This window comes from Vreelandella halophytica (assembly GCF_968193635.1).
On the sequence record NZ_OZ309107.1, the window covers coordinates 3456174 to 3471458 of the forward strand.

The 15285-nt window shown below is 61.1% G+C and carries 14 protein-coding genes; 11 read left to right on the top strand and 3 right to left on the bottom strand.

What is annotated here, in order from left to right:
• Positions 1–252 precede the first annotated feature (252 nt).
• The 7 genes from ACWHXT_RS16060 (at position 253) to ACWHXT_RS16090 (ending at position 6920) form a co-directional block, all read left to right on the top strand.
• Complete coding sequence (locus ACWHXT_RS16060) at positions 253–1419, top strand: FAD-dependent monooxygenase (protein WP_447956559.1); 1167 nt, start codon at positions 253–255, stop codon at positions 1417–1419.
• Positions 1416–2249 carry an alpha/beta fold hydrolase gene (locus ACWHXT_RS16065; protein WP_447956560.1) on the top strand — a complete coding sequence of 278 codons (834 nt, stop codon included), beginning with the start codon at positions 1416–1418 and terminating at the stop codon, positions 2247–2249. Before ACWHXT_RS16060 ends, ACWHXT_RS16065 begins: the two co-directional genes overlap by 4 nt.
• A 13-nt stretch (positions 2250–2262) precedes the next feature.
• A complete protein-coding gene (locus tag ACWHXT_RS16070; RefSeq protein WP_447956561.1) occupies positions 2263–3030 on the top strand; it encodes a maleate cis-trans isomerase family protein in 768 nt (255 codons plus the stop codon).
• Positions 3031–3035: 5 nt separating this feature from the next.
• A complete protein-coding gene (locus ACWHXT_RS16075; RefSeq protein WP_447956562.1) occupies positions 3036–3674 on the top strand; it encodes an isochorismatase family protein in 639 nt (212 codons plus the stop codon).
• Between the two features lie 178 nt (positions 3675–3852).
• A complete protein-coding gene (locus tag ACWHXT_RS16080) occupies positions 3853–4821 on the top strand; it encodes a Bug family tripartite tricarboxylate transporter substrate binding protein (protein ID WP_447956563.1) in 969 nt (322 codons plus the stop codon).
• Positions 4822–4856: 35 nt separating this feature from the next.
• Complete coding sequence (locus ACWHXT_RS16085; protein WP_447956564.1) at positions 4857–5381, top strand: tripartite tricarboxylate transporter TctB family protein; 525 nt, start codon at positions 4857–4859, stop codon at positions 5379–5381.
• A 21-nt stretch (positions 5382–5402) separates the two neighbouring features.
• Positions 5403–6920: a tripartite tricarboxylate transporter permease gene (locus ACWHXT_RS16090; protein ID WP_447956565.1), complete on the top strand. Its 1518-nt coding sequence runs from the start codon at positions 5403–5405 to the stop codon at positions 6918–6920.
• Between the two features lie 32 nt (positions 6921–6952).
• On the opposite strand, the gene ACWHXT_RS16095 is transcribed toward ACWHXT_RS16090, so the two are convergent.
• The gene (locus ACWHXT_RS16095) at positions 6953–7441 is read right to left on the bottom strand and encodes a MarR family winged helix-turn-helix transcriptional regulator (RefSeq protein WP_447956566.1); all 489 of its coding nucleotides are present in this window, start codon (positions 7439–7441) and stop codon (positions 6953–6955) included.
• A gap of 254 nt (positions 7442–7695) precedes the next feature.
• On the opposite strand from ACWHXT_RS16095, the gene ACWHXT_RS16100 reads away from it, so the two are divergent.
• Positions 7696–9969, top strand: a complete 2274-nt coding sequence (locus tag ACWHXT_RS16100) for a molybdopterin cofactor-binding domain-containing protein (RefSeq protein ID WP_447956567.1) — start codon at positions 7696–7698, stop codon at positions 9967–9969.
• A 220-nt stretch (positions 9970–10189) separates the two neighbouring features.
• The gene (locus tag ACWHXT_RS16105; RefSeq protein ID WP_447956568.1) at positions 10190–12166 is read left to right on the top strand and encodes a methyl-accepting chemotaxis protein; all 1977 of its coding nucleotides are present in this window, start codon (positions 10190–10192) and stop codon (positions 12164–12166) included.
• A 178-nt stretch (positions 12167–12344) separates the two neighbouring features.
• On the opposite strand, the gene ACWHXT_RS16110 is transcribed toward ACWHXT_RS16105, so the two are convergent.
• Together ACWHXT_RS16110 and ACWHXT_RS16115 are read right to left on the bottom strand one after the other, a co-directional pair.
• Positions 12345–13817: a sodium:solute symporter family protein gene (locus ACWHXT_RS16110; RefSeq protein ID WP_447956569.1), complete on the bottom strand. Its 1473-nt coding sequence runs from the start codon at positions 13815–13817 to the stop codon at positions 12345–12347.
• Positions 13810–13998, bottom strand: coding sequence for a hypothetical protein (locus ACWHXT_RS16115; protein WP_447894506.1), 189 nt, complete (start codon positions 13996–13998; stop codon positions 13810–13812). The genes ACWHXT_RS16110 and ACWHXT_RS16115 overlap by 8 nt, the downstream gene beginning before the upstream one ends.
• Before the next feature lie 424 nt (positions 13999–14422).
• Here ACWHXT_RS16115 and ACWHXT_RS16120 point away from each other — a divergent pair, with 424 nt between their 5' ends.
• Together ACWHXT_RS16120 and pilV are read left to right on the top strand one after the other, a co-directional pair.
• On the top strand, positions 14423–14881 hold the full coding sequence (locus ACWHXT_RS16120; RefSeq protein ID WP_447956570.1) for a GspH/FimT family pseudopilin: 459 nt from the start codon (positions 14423–14425) through the stop codon (positions 14879–14881).
• The gene (pilV, locus tag ACWHXT_RS16125) at positions 14878–15285 is read left to right on the top strand and encodes a type IV pilus modification protein PilV (RefSeq protein WP_447894508.1); all 408 of its coding nucleotides are present in this window, start codon (positions 14878–14880) and stop codon (positions 15283–15285) included. Before ACWHXT_RS16120 ends, pilV begins: the two co-directional genes overlap by 4 nt.

The following is a 15285-nucleotide window of genomic DNA, read 5'->3' on the forward strand; positions in this document are numbered from 1 at the left end:
TAAAACGTATAGCATTTCGACCGCATGACAATCAAGTTTTTATAAAAACTCTAATAATTACTTAATAATGTTTTTATTCATGCACTTACATATTAAACACAATATTCAAAGAGTTTAAAGAATTTACGCGCGTTTTCTCTTGACCAAAAAATAAATGGTGTATACGTTATTTTAAATGAAAAGAGGCCATCTCCTGAGGCCCCAAGCGCTCCCCGAGCGCGATAAGCCAATAAAAAGCGAGGAAACGATTCCATGAGCGATAAACCCACCATTGCCGTCATCGGTGCAGGACTCGGCGGCGCCGCTGCTGGCGCATTACTTCAGCAAGCCGGTTACCCCACCAAGGTATACGAACAGGCTCCCGCGTTTTCTCGCCTAGGCGCCGGCATCCACTTGGGTCCCAACGTGATGAAGGTCATGCGCCGCATCGGCATCGAAGACAAGCTCGACGATATGGGCTCTCACCCGGATTACTGGTTCAGCCGCAACGGCATGACCGGCGAATATCAGTCACGCATTCCCTTGGGCGAATACGCCCGCGAACACTACGGGGCGTCTTATATCACCGTGCACCGCGGCGATTTGCACGAACTCATGGTCGACACCCTTGACCAGGACCAGCTCTTTTTCGACAAGCGTGTGACCGACGTCGACGATAGCGGCGACAAGGTTCGCTTGACCTTCGCCGATGGCACAGTCGAAGAAGCGGACCTGGTGATCGGCGCCGACGGCGTCAACTCGCAGATTCGCGAAAAGTTGCTGGGCGCTGAAGCGCCAACCTACAGCGGCTGGGTCGCCCACCGGGCCATCATCTCTGCCGAAAAGCTCAAGGCGTATGACCTGGATTTCGAGGCCTGCGTGAAGTGGTGGTCCGAGGATCGCCACATGATGGTCTACTTCGTGACCGGCGACGAAAAAGAGTACTACTACGTGACCGGCGTGCCGGAGCCCGACTGGAATCACGGTACGTCCTTCGTCGATAGCTCCCAGAAGGAGATGTTCGAGGCGTTCAAGGGGTATCACCCGACTGTACAGGCGCTGATCGAGTGCACCGAATCGGTCACCAAGTGGCCGCTTCTGGAACGCAACCCCTTACCGCTTTGGCACGATAACCGCTTGGTGCTGCTGGGCGATGCCTGCCACCCCATGAAACCGCACATGGCCCAGGGCGCCGCCATGGCCATCGAAGACGCCGCCATGCTGGTGCGCTGTCTGGAAGAGGTGGGCGCGGACGACTACCACGCGGCCTTCGAACTCTACCGCGCGAACCGATTCGAGCGTGCCTCGCGGGTGCAAAAGGTGTCCCACGACAACACCTGGCTTCGCGAAGAAGAGGACCCGGCCTGGGTCTTTGGCTACGACGTTTTCGAAACACCGCTCAAGACACCGAACACCGCCAACGAGGAGAGCCCGGCATGACCGATACGACCTCCACCAGCACGTATCAGTACGGCGCCAACGTTCACGCCAACGGCATTCGCCAGCACTACTTGCGCTTTGGTGGCGATAACGCGTCTACACGCCAGCCGCTGGTCATCGTCCCGGGCATTACCAGCCCCGCCGTTACCTGGGCGTTCGTGGCCGAGCGGCTGGGCCGCCACTTCGACACCTACGTGCTCGACGTTCGCGGGCGCGGGCTCTCCGCAACCGGCCCCGAGCTTGCCTACGACACCGACACCTGCGCCGATGACATCGTGGCCTTTATCGAGGCCCTAAGCCTTGAGAATGTGGTTCTGGCCGGCCACTCCATGGGCGCACGCTTTGCGCTTCGCGCCATGAACCGCGGCGCCCACGGTATCGACAAGCTGGTACTCATCGACCCGCCGGTCTCCGGCCCCGGCCGTCGTGACTACCCCAGCAAGCTGCCATGGTACGTGGACTCCATCAAGGACTGCACCGAAGGCGTGGGCATCGACACCATGCGCACCTACTGCCCCACCTGGAGCGAGGAGCAGCTTCGCCTACGCGCCGAGTGGCTGCATACCTGCTACACGCCGGCCATCGTGCAGACCTTCGAGGAGTTCCATACCGTCGATATCCATCAGGACTTCTCCGCCATCGAGGTTCCCACGCTTTTGATCTGCGCGGGCAAGGGGGGCGTGATCCAGCAAGAGGATCGCGAGGAGATCCAGACGCTGTTGCCGTCGATTCGCATCACCACCGCCGACAACGCCGGTCACATGATTCCCTGGGATGACTTCGACGGCTTCTTCACCGCCTTCGACGACTTCCTGGGCACTTCGCTTTAAGAGGCCGACCACCATGACTTCCGATAACAAGACTTACCGTATTGGCCAGATTGTGCCGAGCTCCAACATCACCATGGAGACGGAAATTCCCGCGATGCTGAACGCGCGCCAGCTGATTCGCCCGGAACGCTTTACGTTCCACTCCAGCCGTATGCGCATGAAAAACGTCAGCAAGGATGAGCTGGCCGCGATGGACGGCGAGTCCGACCGCTGCGCGCTGGAGCTTTCCGACGCCGCCGTGGACGTGATGGGCTACGCCTGCCTGGTGGCGATCATGTCCATGGGCCCAGGCTATCACCGCGAGTCCCAGAAACGCCTACGCAGCCGCACTCAGGAGAACGACAGCGACACGCCGGTCGTGACCAGCGCCGGCGCGCTGGTCGACGGCCTGCACGTGATGAAAGCCAAGCGCGTGGTGGTCGTGGCGCCCTACATGAAGCCGCTCACCGAGATGGTGGTGGACTACATTCGCCAGGAGAACATCGAGGTAGTCGACTACCGGGCGCTGGAAATTCCCAATAACCTGGACGTGGCGCGCCACGACCCGGCCAACCTGCCGGATATCGTGGCAAGTCTCGATCTAACCGACATCGATGCCATCGTGCTCTCGGCTTGTGTCCAGATGCCCTCGCTTGCGGCGGTGCCCAAGGTCGAGGCGCTGACCGGCAAGCCGGTGATCACCGCCGCCATCGCCACCACCTACGCCATGCTCAAGGCGCTGGATCTCGAGCCGATCGTGCCCGGCGCCGGGGCGCTGCTCTCGGGCGCTTATTCGGAGTAACGACCATGTCGACACAGGACAGTTCGGCTCAGGACAACTACCGAGGCGTCTGGGACGGCCGGATCGGCTTCGGGCGTAAAGCGGCGTTGTTGGTGGTGGACTTCATGAAAGGCTATGTGCTGGAAGAGTCGCCGCTCTACGCCCCTGGCGTGGTCGAGGCCGTGGGCAAGATGCCGGCGTTGCTCGACGCTGCCCGGCAAAGCGCCACGCCTGTCATCCACACCAACATTCTCTACCACGCCCCGGATCAACTCGACGGCGGCGTGTGGGTGAAGAAGTCGCCGGTGATGCGCGCCATGGTGGCGGGCAATACGTTTGCCGAGTTCTGCGATGAGGTAACGCCCGCGCCCACGGAGCCGGTGGTCACCAAACAGTACGCCAGCGCGTTCTTTGGCACATCGCTTGCCTCGATGCTGGTAGCCATGGAGGTGGACACGATCATCGTCACCGGCTGCTCGACCAGCGGCTGCATTCGCGCCACCGCCGTCGATGGTCTTCAGTACGGTTTTCGCGTCATGGTCGTGCGCGATTGCGTGGGCGACCGCCACCCGGCCCCACACGAGGCGAACTTGTTCGATATCGACAGTAAGTACGGCGACGTCATCGACCGGCAAACCGCCATCGAGCACATCCAGAAAAGCTGACCAAAACGCCCGAGCGGCCCCGGCCCCTCGGGCGTTTCCGACCGACAAACCAGGATTCAGCACTTACGACTCACTATTCACCACTACCAAAAGGAGCCCTACTCAACGCACGCCATCACACCCACAACCATAAAAAACACTTCGCGTTGATCCACCTGACACCTGATAGGTACCCGACATGACACTTCGCCGTTTGCTAGTAGCCTCCACCCTGGGCCTCGCCTTGAGCTCAAGCGTTCTCGCCGATGAATTCCCTGAGCGCGCGCTCACCCTTGTCGTGCCCTGGCCCGCCGGCGGTGCGTACGATCTGGCCGCGCGCCTGATGGCCGACCACGCAGGCGAGGTCCTCTCCGTGCCCGTGGTCGTGCAGAACGTCACCGGTGCTGCCGGCTCTACCGGGGTTCGTCACGTGGCCGAGGCCGCTGCAGATGGCTATACGCTGGGCATGATGGGCACCCACGCCATCGCCCAGAGCTACATGAACCCCAACGCCACGCCTCTGGACGAGCTCGACCCGCTGGTCTTCATCGGCCCGGAGCCGGCCGCCCTGGCGGTGGGAAGCGATACGGGCATCGAAGATATCGACGCCTACCTCGAGACCCTCAACGGCGCCCCGGGGACGATCATCAACGGCAACGACTCCCCCGGCGGCTTCTCTTTTATTGCGGCCAGCATGCTCGAGGCGCAGTTCGACGTCGAAATGACCAAGATTCCCTATCAGGGCTACGCGCCGACGCTTTCGGCGCTGCTCTCCGGCGAGGTGATGTCCGCGCTTTTGCCCATACCGCTGCTGGCCGACCAGCACACCTCGGGCCAGCTCAAACTGCTGGGGGTCGCCGCCAACGAACGCCACCCCTTTGCCCCGGACATCCCCACCTTCCAGGAGCAGGGCTACGACTTCACGGCGGAAGACTTCTTCATGCTCTACCTGCCGCAAGGCGTCGCGGACGAGCGCCGCGACGCCTTGGCTTCGGCCTTCTACGCCCTGCTCGAGGACGATGCGTTTCAAGCGGCGGCCAGCGACGTAGGCCTGGTGATTGCGCCCAAGGAGCGCGAAGCCACCAACCGCTACCTCACCGAGCGCGCCGATGAGGTGTACGACATTCTCGCCGCCGCCGGATTGGTGGATGCCGAGCTTACGCGCTGAGCGCGCGGGCCTTGTCTCAACGGAGGGATAACGCCATGCGTACACTCGCACCTCGTCTGGATCGCGTCGTCGGGCGCGACCTCGCCTGCGGCCTTTTTTTCAGCATCGTCGCCCTGGCCGGTTTTTTCGATACCTACACCAACGCCCGGCTGATGAATACTTTGGGCGCCGGCCCCGACCCGGGGCCGGCGCTTCTGCCGCTGGCCGTATTGAGCCTGCTCATGCTCGGCGGCGTTTTGCTGATGCTCAAGGGGGTGGCCGGCTGGGCGCTGAAACAGCGCTCAGCCCAGGATCCAGCGGTACCGCCAGGGAACAGCGCGTTCAGTCGCCACGCCCACGCCGCGGCGCTGCTTGCCTCCTTGCTCTTATTGCCAGGCCTTGTGGTCTGGCTCGGCTTTTTGGCGGCCGCCTGGCTTTTTGCTGCGCCGTGGCTGGTCTGGCTCGAGTACCGGCGCCACGCAAGCCGCCGGCGTGCCCTGCTGGTAGGTATGGCCGTGGCGGCGCTGCTCGGCCTTTCCCTGCACCTGATTTTCATTACGCTGCTCGGGGTGGCGCTGTGACGCCCCGGCCAGGAGACGACCATGCTGATCGATAGCTTCTTTTCCGCTCTGCTGGCCACCCTGTTCTCGCCCTGGGGGGTGACGCTGGCGGTACTGGGCACGCTGCTGGGAATCGTGCTCGGCGCGCTGCCCGGGGTGAGCTCCACCATGGCGCTGGCCATTTTATTACCGCTGAGCTTTGGCATGGACCCGGCGTTTGCCATTCTCTTTCTACTCTGCGTGTTCGTTGCCAGCGTCTACGGCGGCTCGATCTCGGCCATTCTGATCAATATTCCCGGCACGCCCGGGGCAATCGTCACCCAGCTGGACGGCCACCCACTGGCACGCGCGGGCCGGGCCAAGGAAGCGCTGGTCTACGCGCTGGTGGCTTCGAGTATCGGTGGGGTCGTCGGGCTGGCGCTTCTGGTGCTCATCGCGCCCCTGCTCGCCTCGATCGCCATGAGCTTTCGCAGTCCGGAATTCACGGCCATCGCGGTGTTCGGTCTGGTGCTTTTGGCCTACGCCTCGCCGGGCTCCACGGTACGCGGGCTGCTGGTCGGCGCTATCGGACTTTTGTGCGGCATGGTGGGCTTCGACGCCTTGACCGACGTCTCGCGCTTCACCTTCGATACCCGCGGTCTGCAAGGCGGCATCGAGCTGGTCCCCCTGTGTGTAGGGCTTTTTGGCTTGGCCGAAGTGCTCAAGCACCTGCATGGCACCCATCGCGCGATCCCGGAAGTCGACGCACACGCCACGGCGTCGCCGTTACCCGGCATTGGCCAGATTGCCAAACGCTGGGCATCGATGCTGCGCGGCTCGCTGATCGGTGCGCTGGTCGGCGCCGTTCCCGCTGCGGGCTCGGCGATTGCGGTGGCCATCGCCTACGCTCAGGAGATGCGCTTTTCCAAACACCCGGAGCGCTTCGGCCACGGCGCCATCGAGGGCGTGGTGGGTCCGGAGGCCGCCAACAGCTCGAGCATCGGCGGCACCCTGATCCCGATGATGACCCTCGGCGTACCCGGGGATGCCATCACGGCGGTATTGATGGGGTCGCTGCTGATCCACGGTCTGCGCCCGGGCCCGATGCTGTTTGCCGAGAACCCGGGGTTCGTGTCGAGCCTCTACGCCGGGTTCTTCATCGCGCTACTGCTCACGCTGGTCATCGGGCTTTTATTGATGCGCTGGCTACCCTGGGTGCTGCGCATCCCGTCGCACCTGCTGATGATCGGCATCGCGCTGCTTTGTGTGGTGGGGGCCTACGCCATTCGCAGTAGCATGGCGGATGTCTACATCATGCTGGCGTTCGGCGCGGTGGGCTACGTGCTGTATCTGCTGTCACTGCCCGCCGCCCCCTTGGCGTTCGGGCTGATACTCGGGCCTTTGCTCGAGGAGAACCTGCGCCGCAGCTTGTTGCTGGGCCGCGGCTCCTGGGAGGTATTTCTGCAAAGCCCGATCGCGCTGGCTCTGTTCGGGCTTTCGATACTCGCCATCGCCCTGCCGCTTCTGGCACCGCTCTGGGTACGTCTTGGCAAGGATATCAAACGGGCGAAGATGCCGTGATTCGAGCCACTAAAAGCTGCCAAAGCGCTGGGTCAGGACGCGGCGTCGGCGTTCATTTTTTCCAGCAGATGCATCAGCGCCACGCGCTCGGCCGGGTTGAGGTTGGCCATGGTGGCATCGCTGGTCTGCTTGGCCTTGGGCACCATCGCCTCGACCAGTTCCTCGCCGGGCTCAGTAATCACGACCATCACCTTGCGTTGATCGGAAGGGTCGGTGGTCAAACTGACCCAGTCACGCGCCTTGAGCCGCTTGATCACCCCACGAATGGTGGCGGGGTCGATAGCCGTGGCGTTGACGATATCGGTCAACGAGCTAGGGCCGCGCTCCATGACGGTGCACAGCGTCACGAACTGAATGGCGGTGAGCTGCTTGTCGGTGGTATGGCGCTGAAAAATGGCGACGTGGCGCTGGTAAGCCTTGCGTAGCAGATGGCCGACCTGCTCGGAAAATTCATACCCTTGCAGTGAAGGCGTTGGGTGGTCGGGGTGAGCGTCGTCGTGCGCTAAACGATCCGGTGTCATTCAAACTCCCTGCGGTGAATGTTGAGCCAGAAACGGCGTATCAAGGCCAGTATGACACCCGAAAGCAAAGGCTCGCAGGGAAAGCGCTTTAACGCATTGGCTACTGGAACGGCTTGTGTCGCCGATTTATGGCGTACACATTATAATTTTCTATTGAACGCAGGCAACCCTTGGTGCGCCTGACGGGCATTTCACCAGCGATCTCGACGACGATCTCTACAACGGTTTCATCAACAATAACGCGGGAGGCACCCTTGAAAAGCGACCACGATAAACGCCACTACGACCGTCAGGCGCTGTTAAACGACAGCGACCTCCTCGTCGTTTACAAAGATGCGCTCCCCTCGCCCAAGCCGGCTCCGGGGCAACCAGGTACACATTCGGATTTCGTACCGACCGAGCCCGAGCTCTTCATCGCCCTGCTCGCCGATGGCCGGGTACTCGCCTTCAACGGCCACGTGGATCTGGGCACGGGGATCCGCACGGCGCTGGCCCAGATCGTGGCCGAGGAGCTCAACGCGCCGCTCGATGCAGTCACCATGATACTGGGCAACCCGTTTGAAGTGCCCAACCAGGGCCCGACGCTTGCCAGTGCGACGATCCAGATCACCGCCGAACCCTTGCGCCGCGCCGCCGCCCAGTCGCGCGAGCATTTGCTCGACCTGGCGGCCCGGCATTTCAACAAGAATCGTGAGCAGCTCGTCTGCCGCGATGGCCGCATCGCGCCAGATGATAGCGCCTCGCAGGGCATCGAGTACGCCGCGCTGCTCAAGGGCGCCCGCCACGCTTTGAAACTCGACGACCAGGCGCCCTTGAAGCCAGTGGATACCTACCAATTGGTGGGCCAATCGTCTGCGCGGGTGGATATCCCGGGCAAGGCCACCGGGGCATTGACGTTCGTCCACGACGTGCGCGTGCCGGGCATGCTTCACGCTCGCGTGGTACGCCCGCCCTACGCGGGCCACGACCGAGGCGCGTTCGTGGGCACCTCGCTGATCTCCGTTGACGAAGCCTCGGTCAGCGATATGCCCGGGGTGATCAAAATAGTCGTCATCGGCGACTTCATCGGTGTGGTGGCCGAGCGCGAAGAGCAGGCCGCCGCCGCCGCGCGCCGGCTCAAGGTGAACTGGCGCACGCCCGAGTCACTGCCCGACCTGGACAATGTCGAGCACGCCCTTGAAACGCTTCCTGCCGAGCGGCGCGTACTGCTCGAAGAGGGCGAGGTCGGCACGGCGCTTAAAACGGCCCACCACCGGGTGCAGCGCAGCTATCTCTGGCCCTTTCAACTGCATGGCTCGATCGGGCCGTCGTGCTCGGTAGCCGACTACCGCGAGAGCGGGCTCGAAGTATGGTCCGGCACACAGAACCCGCATAGCCTGCGCGCGGACCTTTCACGATTGATGGGGCTGGACGAGGGCGCCATCACCGTGACCCGTATGGAGACTTCAGGCTGCTACGGGCGCAACTGCGCCGACGACGTGGGTGCCGACGCGGCGCTCTTGTCTCGCGCCGTTGGCAAGCCCGTGCGCGTTCAACTTACCCGAGAGCAAGAGCATCTCTGGGAGCCCAAGGGAGCGGCCCAGCGGATGGAGGTTGATACCGGCATCGATGAAGGTGGCAAGCTCCAAGGCTATCGGTTCGTGACCCGCTATCCGTCCAACAACGCCCCGACGCTTGCGCTGCTACTTACCGGCGCTCAGGCGCCGAGCGACGTCCCTTTCAAGATGGGCGATCGCACCTCGGTACCGCCTTACCGGTTTGCACATCGCTATATCGCCTGTGACGACGTGCCCACCCTGGTGCGCGCCTCCTGGCTGCGGGGCGTTTCGGCCATGCCCAACGCCTTCGCCCACGAAAGCGCTATCGACGAACTCGCCTACGAGGCGGGCGAGGATCCGGTGGCCTTTCGGATACGCCACTTGAACGACCCTCGGGCGGCAGAGCTGGTGAGCGCTCTGGCCGAACGCGCGCGCTGGGATGCGCGCCCGGCGTTCAGCGCGCCGCGCTCGAGCGACGGCTGGCATCACGGTCGCGGCTTTGCCTACGCCCAATACGTGCACAGCAAGTTTCCCGGCTTCGGCGCGGCGCTGGCCGCTTGGGCCGTGGAACTCAAGGTGCATCCCGAAAGCGGGCGCATCGTCATCGAGCGTTTGTACGTGGCTCAGGATGCCGGGCTGCTCGTCAACCCGGCCGGCGTACGCCATCAGGTGCAGGGCAACATCCTTCAAACGCTCAGCCGAACTCTCAAGGAGCGCGTTACGTTCGAACGGGGTGTGCCGGTCAACCGGGAATGGGGCAGCTACCCGATTTTACGCTTCTCCGAGCTCCCCGAGATACAACTTCTAATGCTCGAACAACCCAACCAGCCGCCTCTCGGAGTTGGCGAATCGACCTCACTACCTGGAGCGCCCGCGATTGCAAATGCTCTCTTCGATGCTATCGGCGTGCGCTTTACCCACCCCCCCTTTACCGCCGCCTGTGTAAGAGGAGAGTCAAACTCGAAACCAACAATGAAAAAATCAACATAAATTAATCAAACACATATGAAGCATTAAAGGCTTCGTTTCAAACATCCTTTATTAACTATTTTTAAACTAAAACCAGCTTTAATTAGGCCATTATTTGCTCAAGTTTAATAATGCATCGCCGTTAATAAAGTTTGAATAACGTTAAAGATGTTCCCCTCCGTTCATGCTGCTCCGCCAAGAGGATCAGTAACGGTCGACTTTCAATCCAATAGGGCTATTAATGAGCAAGTTTTCTCGACTTTCGTTAACGCAAAAGCTTCTTTTGGCGGTAGCGTTACCCTTGTTAGCCGTTGCTATCGTGTTGGGCGTAGTCGTCAACATGCAGCTTAATCAGGCGATTCCTTCACTGATCAACAATACCGCCATGCGCCAGGTAGACGCGCGAGCCGATGAGGTCAGCCGCTGGATCAATGGCTATCGGGAGTGGAATGCCACACTCGCCCAGGACGAGCGCCTGGCCGAAGACGTACCACTGGCTGAGCATCTCACGTGGCTGGAGAAACGCTACCCCGCAGATGGCGCCATCGAATCGCTGTTTTTTTCCGATGCCACGGGGGATACCTTAACGCATGCTGGCGTCAGTCTGGATATCTCCGAACGCCCCTACTTTCAAGCGCTGGTCGTCGATGGCACGGCAGATAGCCTTTTAGCAGATCCCGTGATCTCGATGGTGAGCGGTCTACCGACGGCGCTGGTAGTCGATACCGTGTTCGACGAAGACGGTAATCGCGTTGGCTTGCTGGGCATTACCCTAACGATGTCGGCCGTTTCCGATATCACCTCGGAAATCGATGTAGGGGAAGGAAGCTACGGGTGGATGATCGATAGCCAAGGGCTGGTCATCGCCCATCCAGAAGCCTCGTATCGGCTCGCGCTCAACTACACCGAGGGTGATCAAACGCACGGCTACGAGGGTTTGAGTGCGCTAAGTTCGCAGATGCTGAGCGGCCAGCCCGGCTCGGGAAACCTCATCATGCCCGATGGCGCGCATAAGACCATGATGTGGAACCCGGTCGATGATACCTCCTGGGTCGTCGGTACCACCGTGCCCGCCGCCGTGTTTACCGGCGTAACCCACCATCTATTGCTCTCACTGCTGGTGGCGGGCCTAATCCTCTTTGGGCTATTGCTGGTCGTGGTCGCTTTCGCCGCTCGCCGAGCGCTTGCCCCCATCCGGCATACCGCCAGCGCCATGGCGGATATCGCCCAGGGCAAAGGGGATTTGACCCGCCGTCTGGAGGTCAAATCCCAAGACGAAGTGGGCGATTTGGCAAAAGGCTTCAACGCCTTCGTGGAGCGGATGCAGGAAACGCTTCAGGAGGTACGCCAAAACGCGCAGACCGTACTGGCTGGCGCCGGCGATATCGCGGACGGCACGCAGGAGCTCTCCACGCGCACCGACCAGGCGGCCGCTAACTTGCAGGAAACCTCCGCCTCGATGGAGGAAATTCACTCGACGGTCGCCCACACCTCGCAAGCTTCCGAACAGGCCAATGGCTTGGCTTTCGAGGCGTCCGGTGCATCGCAACGTGGCAACGAGTCCATGCGCCAGATGCAGACCAAAATGCAGGCGATTACCGAGTCCTCTCACAAGATCAGCGATATTATCGGCTTGATCGACTCGATTGCTTTTCAAACCAACATTCTGGCGCTCAACGCCTCGGTCGAAGCCGCCCGCGCAGGTGAACAGGGCCGCGGTTTTGCCGTCGTTGCCAGTGAAGTGCGCATGCTTGCCAGCCGTTCGGCTACCGCCGCTCAGGATATCCGTGCCCTGATCGATGTGTCGGTGGGCCACACCCAAGAGGGTAACCAAATCGTTTCCACCGCGGCTCAGCAGATGGAAGAGATCCATCGAAGCATCACCCAAGTGACCGACGTCATGGGCGAGATTGCCGCCGGCGCTCGAGAACAAACGGCGGGCATCGAGCAGGTCAACACCGCGGTGGCGGAAATGGACACCATGACGCAGCAGAACGCCTCGATGGTCAGTCAAAACGCCTCGCTGGCCGCGCAAATGCGCGAGAATGCCCAGCGTCTGAATCGGCTGATGAGTGATTTCGTGTTGGGTAACGAAACCGCCTCCTTCACATCCCCCTTGCCGTCTACGCAGCGTAGCGCCAGCGCGCTTCCAAAGCCCGAGCACTCTGCCGCCCCGCGTGCTGCTCGCCAGGATGTTGCCGAATGGGAAGAGTTCTAAGACGTTTCGCCTCTCACCTGACACTCGCCTGTAAAAAAAACCCGCGATCCTGGATCGCGGGTTTTTTATCATCGGCGTTAAAAGGTCGGCCCACCGGCGAAAGCCAAGTGTTGAGGTGCTCTGCTGACCACCATCAAGTCGTTATTCGACACCACGCGCAAGGTAGGTCGAGAAGGCCTTATCGCCGTTTTTTTATGAGCACATCGTTGACCGCGTCTAAAAACGCTGCGCGTGACGCAGCGTGAGGCGTCGTCAACAAACTCCCCCCCACAAACAGCAGCGTTGCGACAAAAATCCCCCAGATACCTGCCGGTAAGCCCAGTAGCGAGTTTCCGGTCGCGTACATTGCGAGTACGAACATACTGGTCCCCAGGATACTGGCCAGTGCCCCGAATGCCGTACCACGTTTCCAATAAAAAGCCCCCACGATGGCTGGCACCATGGCCACCAGCCCGGAGGAAGCGGCCACGGAAAGCACCGCAATCAAATCCAGCTGGAGTTCGGCAAAGCCCAGCGCCAGCAGCGCGATCACCGGCACGACCAGCTTGCCGACCAGCAGTTGGCGCTTCTCGCCCGCGCCGGGCCGAGCGTGGGTATAAACGTCGCGGGAAAGCATCGAGGCAAGCGTCAGCATGATGGAATCGATCGTGGAGACCGCAGCGGCCAGAATACCGACCATCACGATCACGCCCAGCAGTGGCGGCACGAGACCGGAGCCGAGCAGGGTCGGCGTGGCAAGGTCAGCGCGTTCGAGGCCGGGAAAAGCCACCAGCGCGGAGAACCCCCATAGCACCGATACCAGGGTGTAGATCAAACCGAACACCATGAAGCCAATCAGCATCTGGCGCATGGCAGTGAGCGAGGCCGGCATAAAAAGGCGTTGGCTTACCTGGGGGTTGGAGAGGCTAAAGAAAAACCAGGGGATGCTTAACCCCAAAAAGGTGGTCAGGCTAAAAAGCCCCGGCCCCGGTACGGTGAGCACCTCGGGGTGCTCGCTCGAAAGCGTTGCGAAAAGCCCACTAAAGCCCCCTAGCCCTCGAATGACCAACAGCGCCACCAGCGTCGAGGCGACGATCATCACCAGCGCCTGCAGCGAGTCGGTCCACATGACCGAGCGAATGCCGGCGATGTAGGAGAAGAACACCGCGATCGCCGTGGCCAGTACCACTCCGGTGGTGAAGCTCACCGCCCCGCCGGACATGCCCTCCAAAAGGTAACCCACGCCGGCCAGCTGCACCGCCGAATAGGGGATCAAAAAAATACAGCTGGCCACCGACATCGAGAGCGCCACGTACTTGCTGTGATAACGAAAGCCCAACATCTCGCTGGGCGTGACGAAACCGAACGCGCGGCCCACCGCCCAAAAGCGCGGCCCGAAAATCGCCACCAACGACACGCCGGCAAAATAGATGATCTCAAAGCCCAGCGCCCCGACGCCCCCCGCGTAGGTAAGCCCGGCCAGCCCCACCATCATGAAGGCGCTGTAGGTCGTGGCACTATAGCTAAGCGCGGACACGAACCCGTTCATCTGCCGATTGCCCAGAAAATACCCGGACATGCTGTCTACCCGCCCCTGGCGGGATAAAAACGCGATCACGACCGATACGACAAGATAAAGCACGATGGCGACCCATATCATCGACTCAGTCACCGTCGTACTCCTTGAATCCTTGAGTGATGAAAATATTCAGCACGATCACCAAAAGCCCGGCCCCGCTCCAGAACAGAAAGCTGCCGTACCAGGCCGCTACGTGAGTCAACACGGTATAAGGCACCAGACAGCACAGTACGACCACTGCCCAAACGGCCCATATCCATTTTTCGCGCGCCATGATGTACCTCTTGTTGTATTGGCGATATCGACCTGTTGCCCGCCTTGAAACGCCACTGACAGGCAGACGAAGCATTTCAGCATACTTTGCCCTTGCCAATTCTCCTGTCAAGAAAGCGTGATGCTTTACACAAGTTTGCGTTAAAAACACCGTCAAAACACCAGGACATTACGCCAGGCGCTCTGCCTTACGCGCAGAGAGCGGCCAAAGCGCCTTCCCGGTGCCCGGCATTGGCTTAATTACGTGCATTTAAGCCGGGTATTTCACGCCTACCTCTTCAAGCAATTCTGATACTTTATGACCAGACAAGCCGTTGTCGACTCATATTAATGAAGGGCAACGACTCACGATAATGAATGACTTGCCGGGTAGCGTCTTGCAGGTCTTTAAAGAGTTCGCCGTGGCCCTTAAAAGATACCGCCTTATGACTGGTTTTACGCTTTTAGAGCTTTTGGTCGCGCTGGCCGTGTTGGCCTTGCTCGCGGCGGTGGCGTTTCCCAACTTCGCTCGGCTGATCGAGACAAACCGTGTGGTGGGTGCCACCAACGAGTTCAAGACCGCGCTAAATTTCGCGCGAAGCGAAGCGGTGCGGCGTAACCGAAGCGTATCGCTGACCCCGCTAACGGGCGGCTGGGCGGCCGGCTGGGAAGTCGTCGACCCGGGTGGCAACCCACTGCGCCGCTGGCCGCAGTCGCTTGAAAACCTGAACGTCGCGGGCGCCCCGTCTTCCATCCGTTTTAATAGCCTTGGGCGCTTTACCCACCCGATCACCGAGCCCCTTTCCCTTCAGCTGGGCAGCCAGGCGCGCTGTATTCGCCTGGAGCGCAGCGGCCTCTCGCGGGTACAGGGCTGCGGTGAACAACGCGCCACCGGGGGTCCATGAAAAACGCGCAGCGCGGGGTCTCGCTTTTAGAAGCGCTGATTGCCATGCTCATCATGTCGATTGGGCTACTTGGCGTGGTCGCGCTCCAAACCCAGGCGCTCTCGCAGCAGCGAAGCGCCTATCTGGAAACCCAGGCCACCAACATGGCCCAGGACATGCTGGATCGTATTCGTGCCAATAAAGAGGATGCGAGGGCCTACGCGCTGACCCCGGGGCAGCCCTCGAGCGGCAGCGGCCTGGTGGCCAGCGACACCCAAGGCTGGGTGCGTGACCTGGCCGACGTACTGCCCCAAGGCCTGGGCGAGGTCGTGGTGACCCCGCCAGAGATAAGCGTAACAGTGAGCTTTGAAGAGCCGTCCTCCCCCGGCGAGCGGCGCCGCATCCAACTGGTTTCGGAGCTTTAA

Excerpts from the sequence above, each read along its gene's own strand:
- ACWHXT_RS16060 (WP_447956559.1), top strand. The coding sequence starts at position 253 with ATGAGCGATAAACCCACCATTGCCGTCATCGGTGCAGGACTCGGCGGC.
- ACWHXT_RS16065 (WP_447956560.1), top strand. The coding sequence starts at position 1,416 with ATGACCGATACGACCTCCACCAGCACGTATCAGTACGGCGCCAACGTT.
- ACWHXT_RS16070 (WP_447956561.1), top strand. The coding sequence starts at position 2,263 with ATGACTTCCGATAACAAGACTTACCGTATTGGCCAGATTGTGCCGAGC.
- ACWHXT_RS16075 (WP_447956562.1), top strand. The coding sequence starts at position 3,036 with ATGTCGACACAGGACAGTTCGGCTCAGGACAACTACCGAGGCGTCTGG.
- ACWHXT_RS16080 (WP_447956563.1), top strand. The coding sequence starts at position 3,853 with ATGACACTTCGCCGTTTGCTAGTAGCCTCCACCCTGGGCCTCGCCTTG.
- ACWHXT_RS16085 (WP_447956564.1), top strand. The coding sequence starts at position 4,857 with ATGCGTACACTCGCACCTCGTCTGGATCGCGTCGTCGGGCGCGACCTC.
- ACWHXT_RS16090 (WP_447956565.1), top strand. The coding sequence starts at position 5,403 with ATGCTGATCGATAGCTTCTTTTCCGCTCTGCTGGCCACCCTGTTCTCG.
- ACWHXT_RS16095 (WP_447956566.1), bottom strand. The coding sequence starts at position 7,441 with ATGACACCGGATCGTTTAGCGCACGACGACGCTCACCCCGACCACCCA.
- ACWHXT_RS16105 (WP_447956568.1), top strand. The coding sequence starts at position 10,190 with ATGAGCAAGTTTTCTCGACTTTCGTTAACGCAAAAGCTTCTTTTGGCG.
- ACWHXT_RS16115 (WP_447894506.1), bottom strand. The coding sequence starts at position 13,998 with ATGGCGCGCGAAAAATGGATATGGGCCGTTTGGGCAGTGGTCGTACTG.
- ACWHXT_RS16120 (WP_447956570.1), top strand. The coding sequence starts at position 14,423 with ATGACTGGTTTTACGCTTTTAGAGCTTTTGGTCGCGCTGGCCGTGTTG.
- pilV (WP_447894508.1), top strand. The coding sequence starts at position 14,878 with ATGAAAAACGCGCAGCGCGGGGTCTCGCTTTTAGAAGCGCTGATTGCC.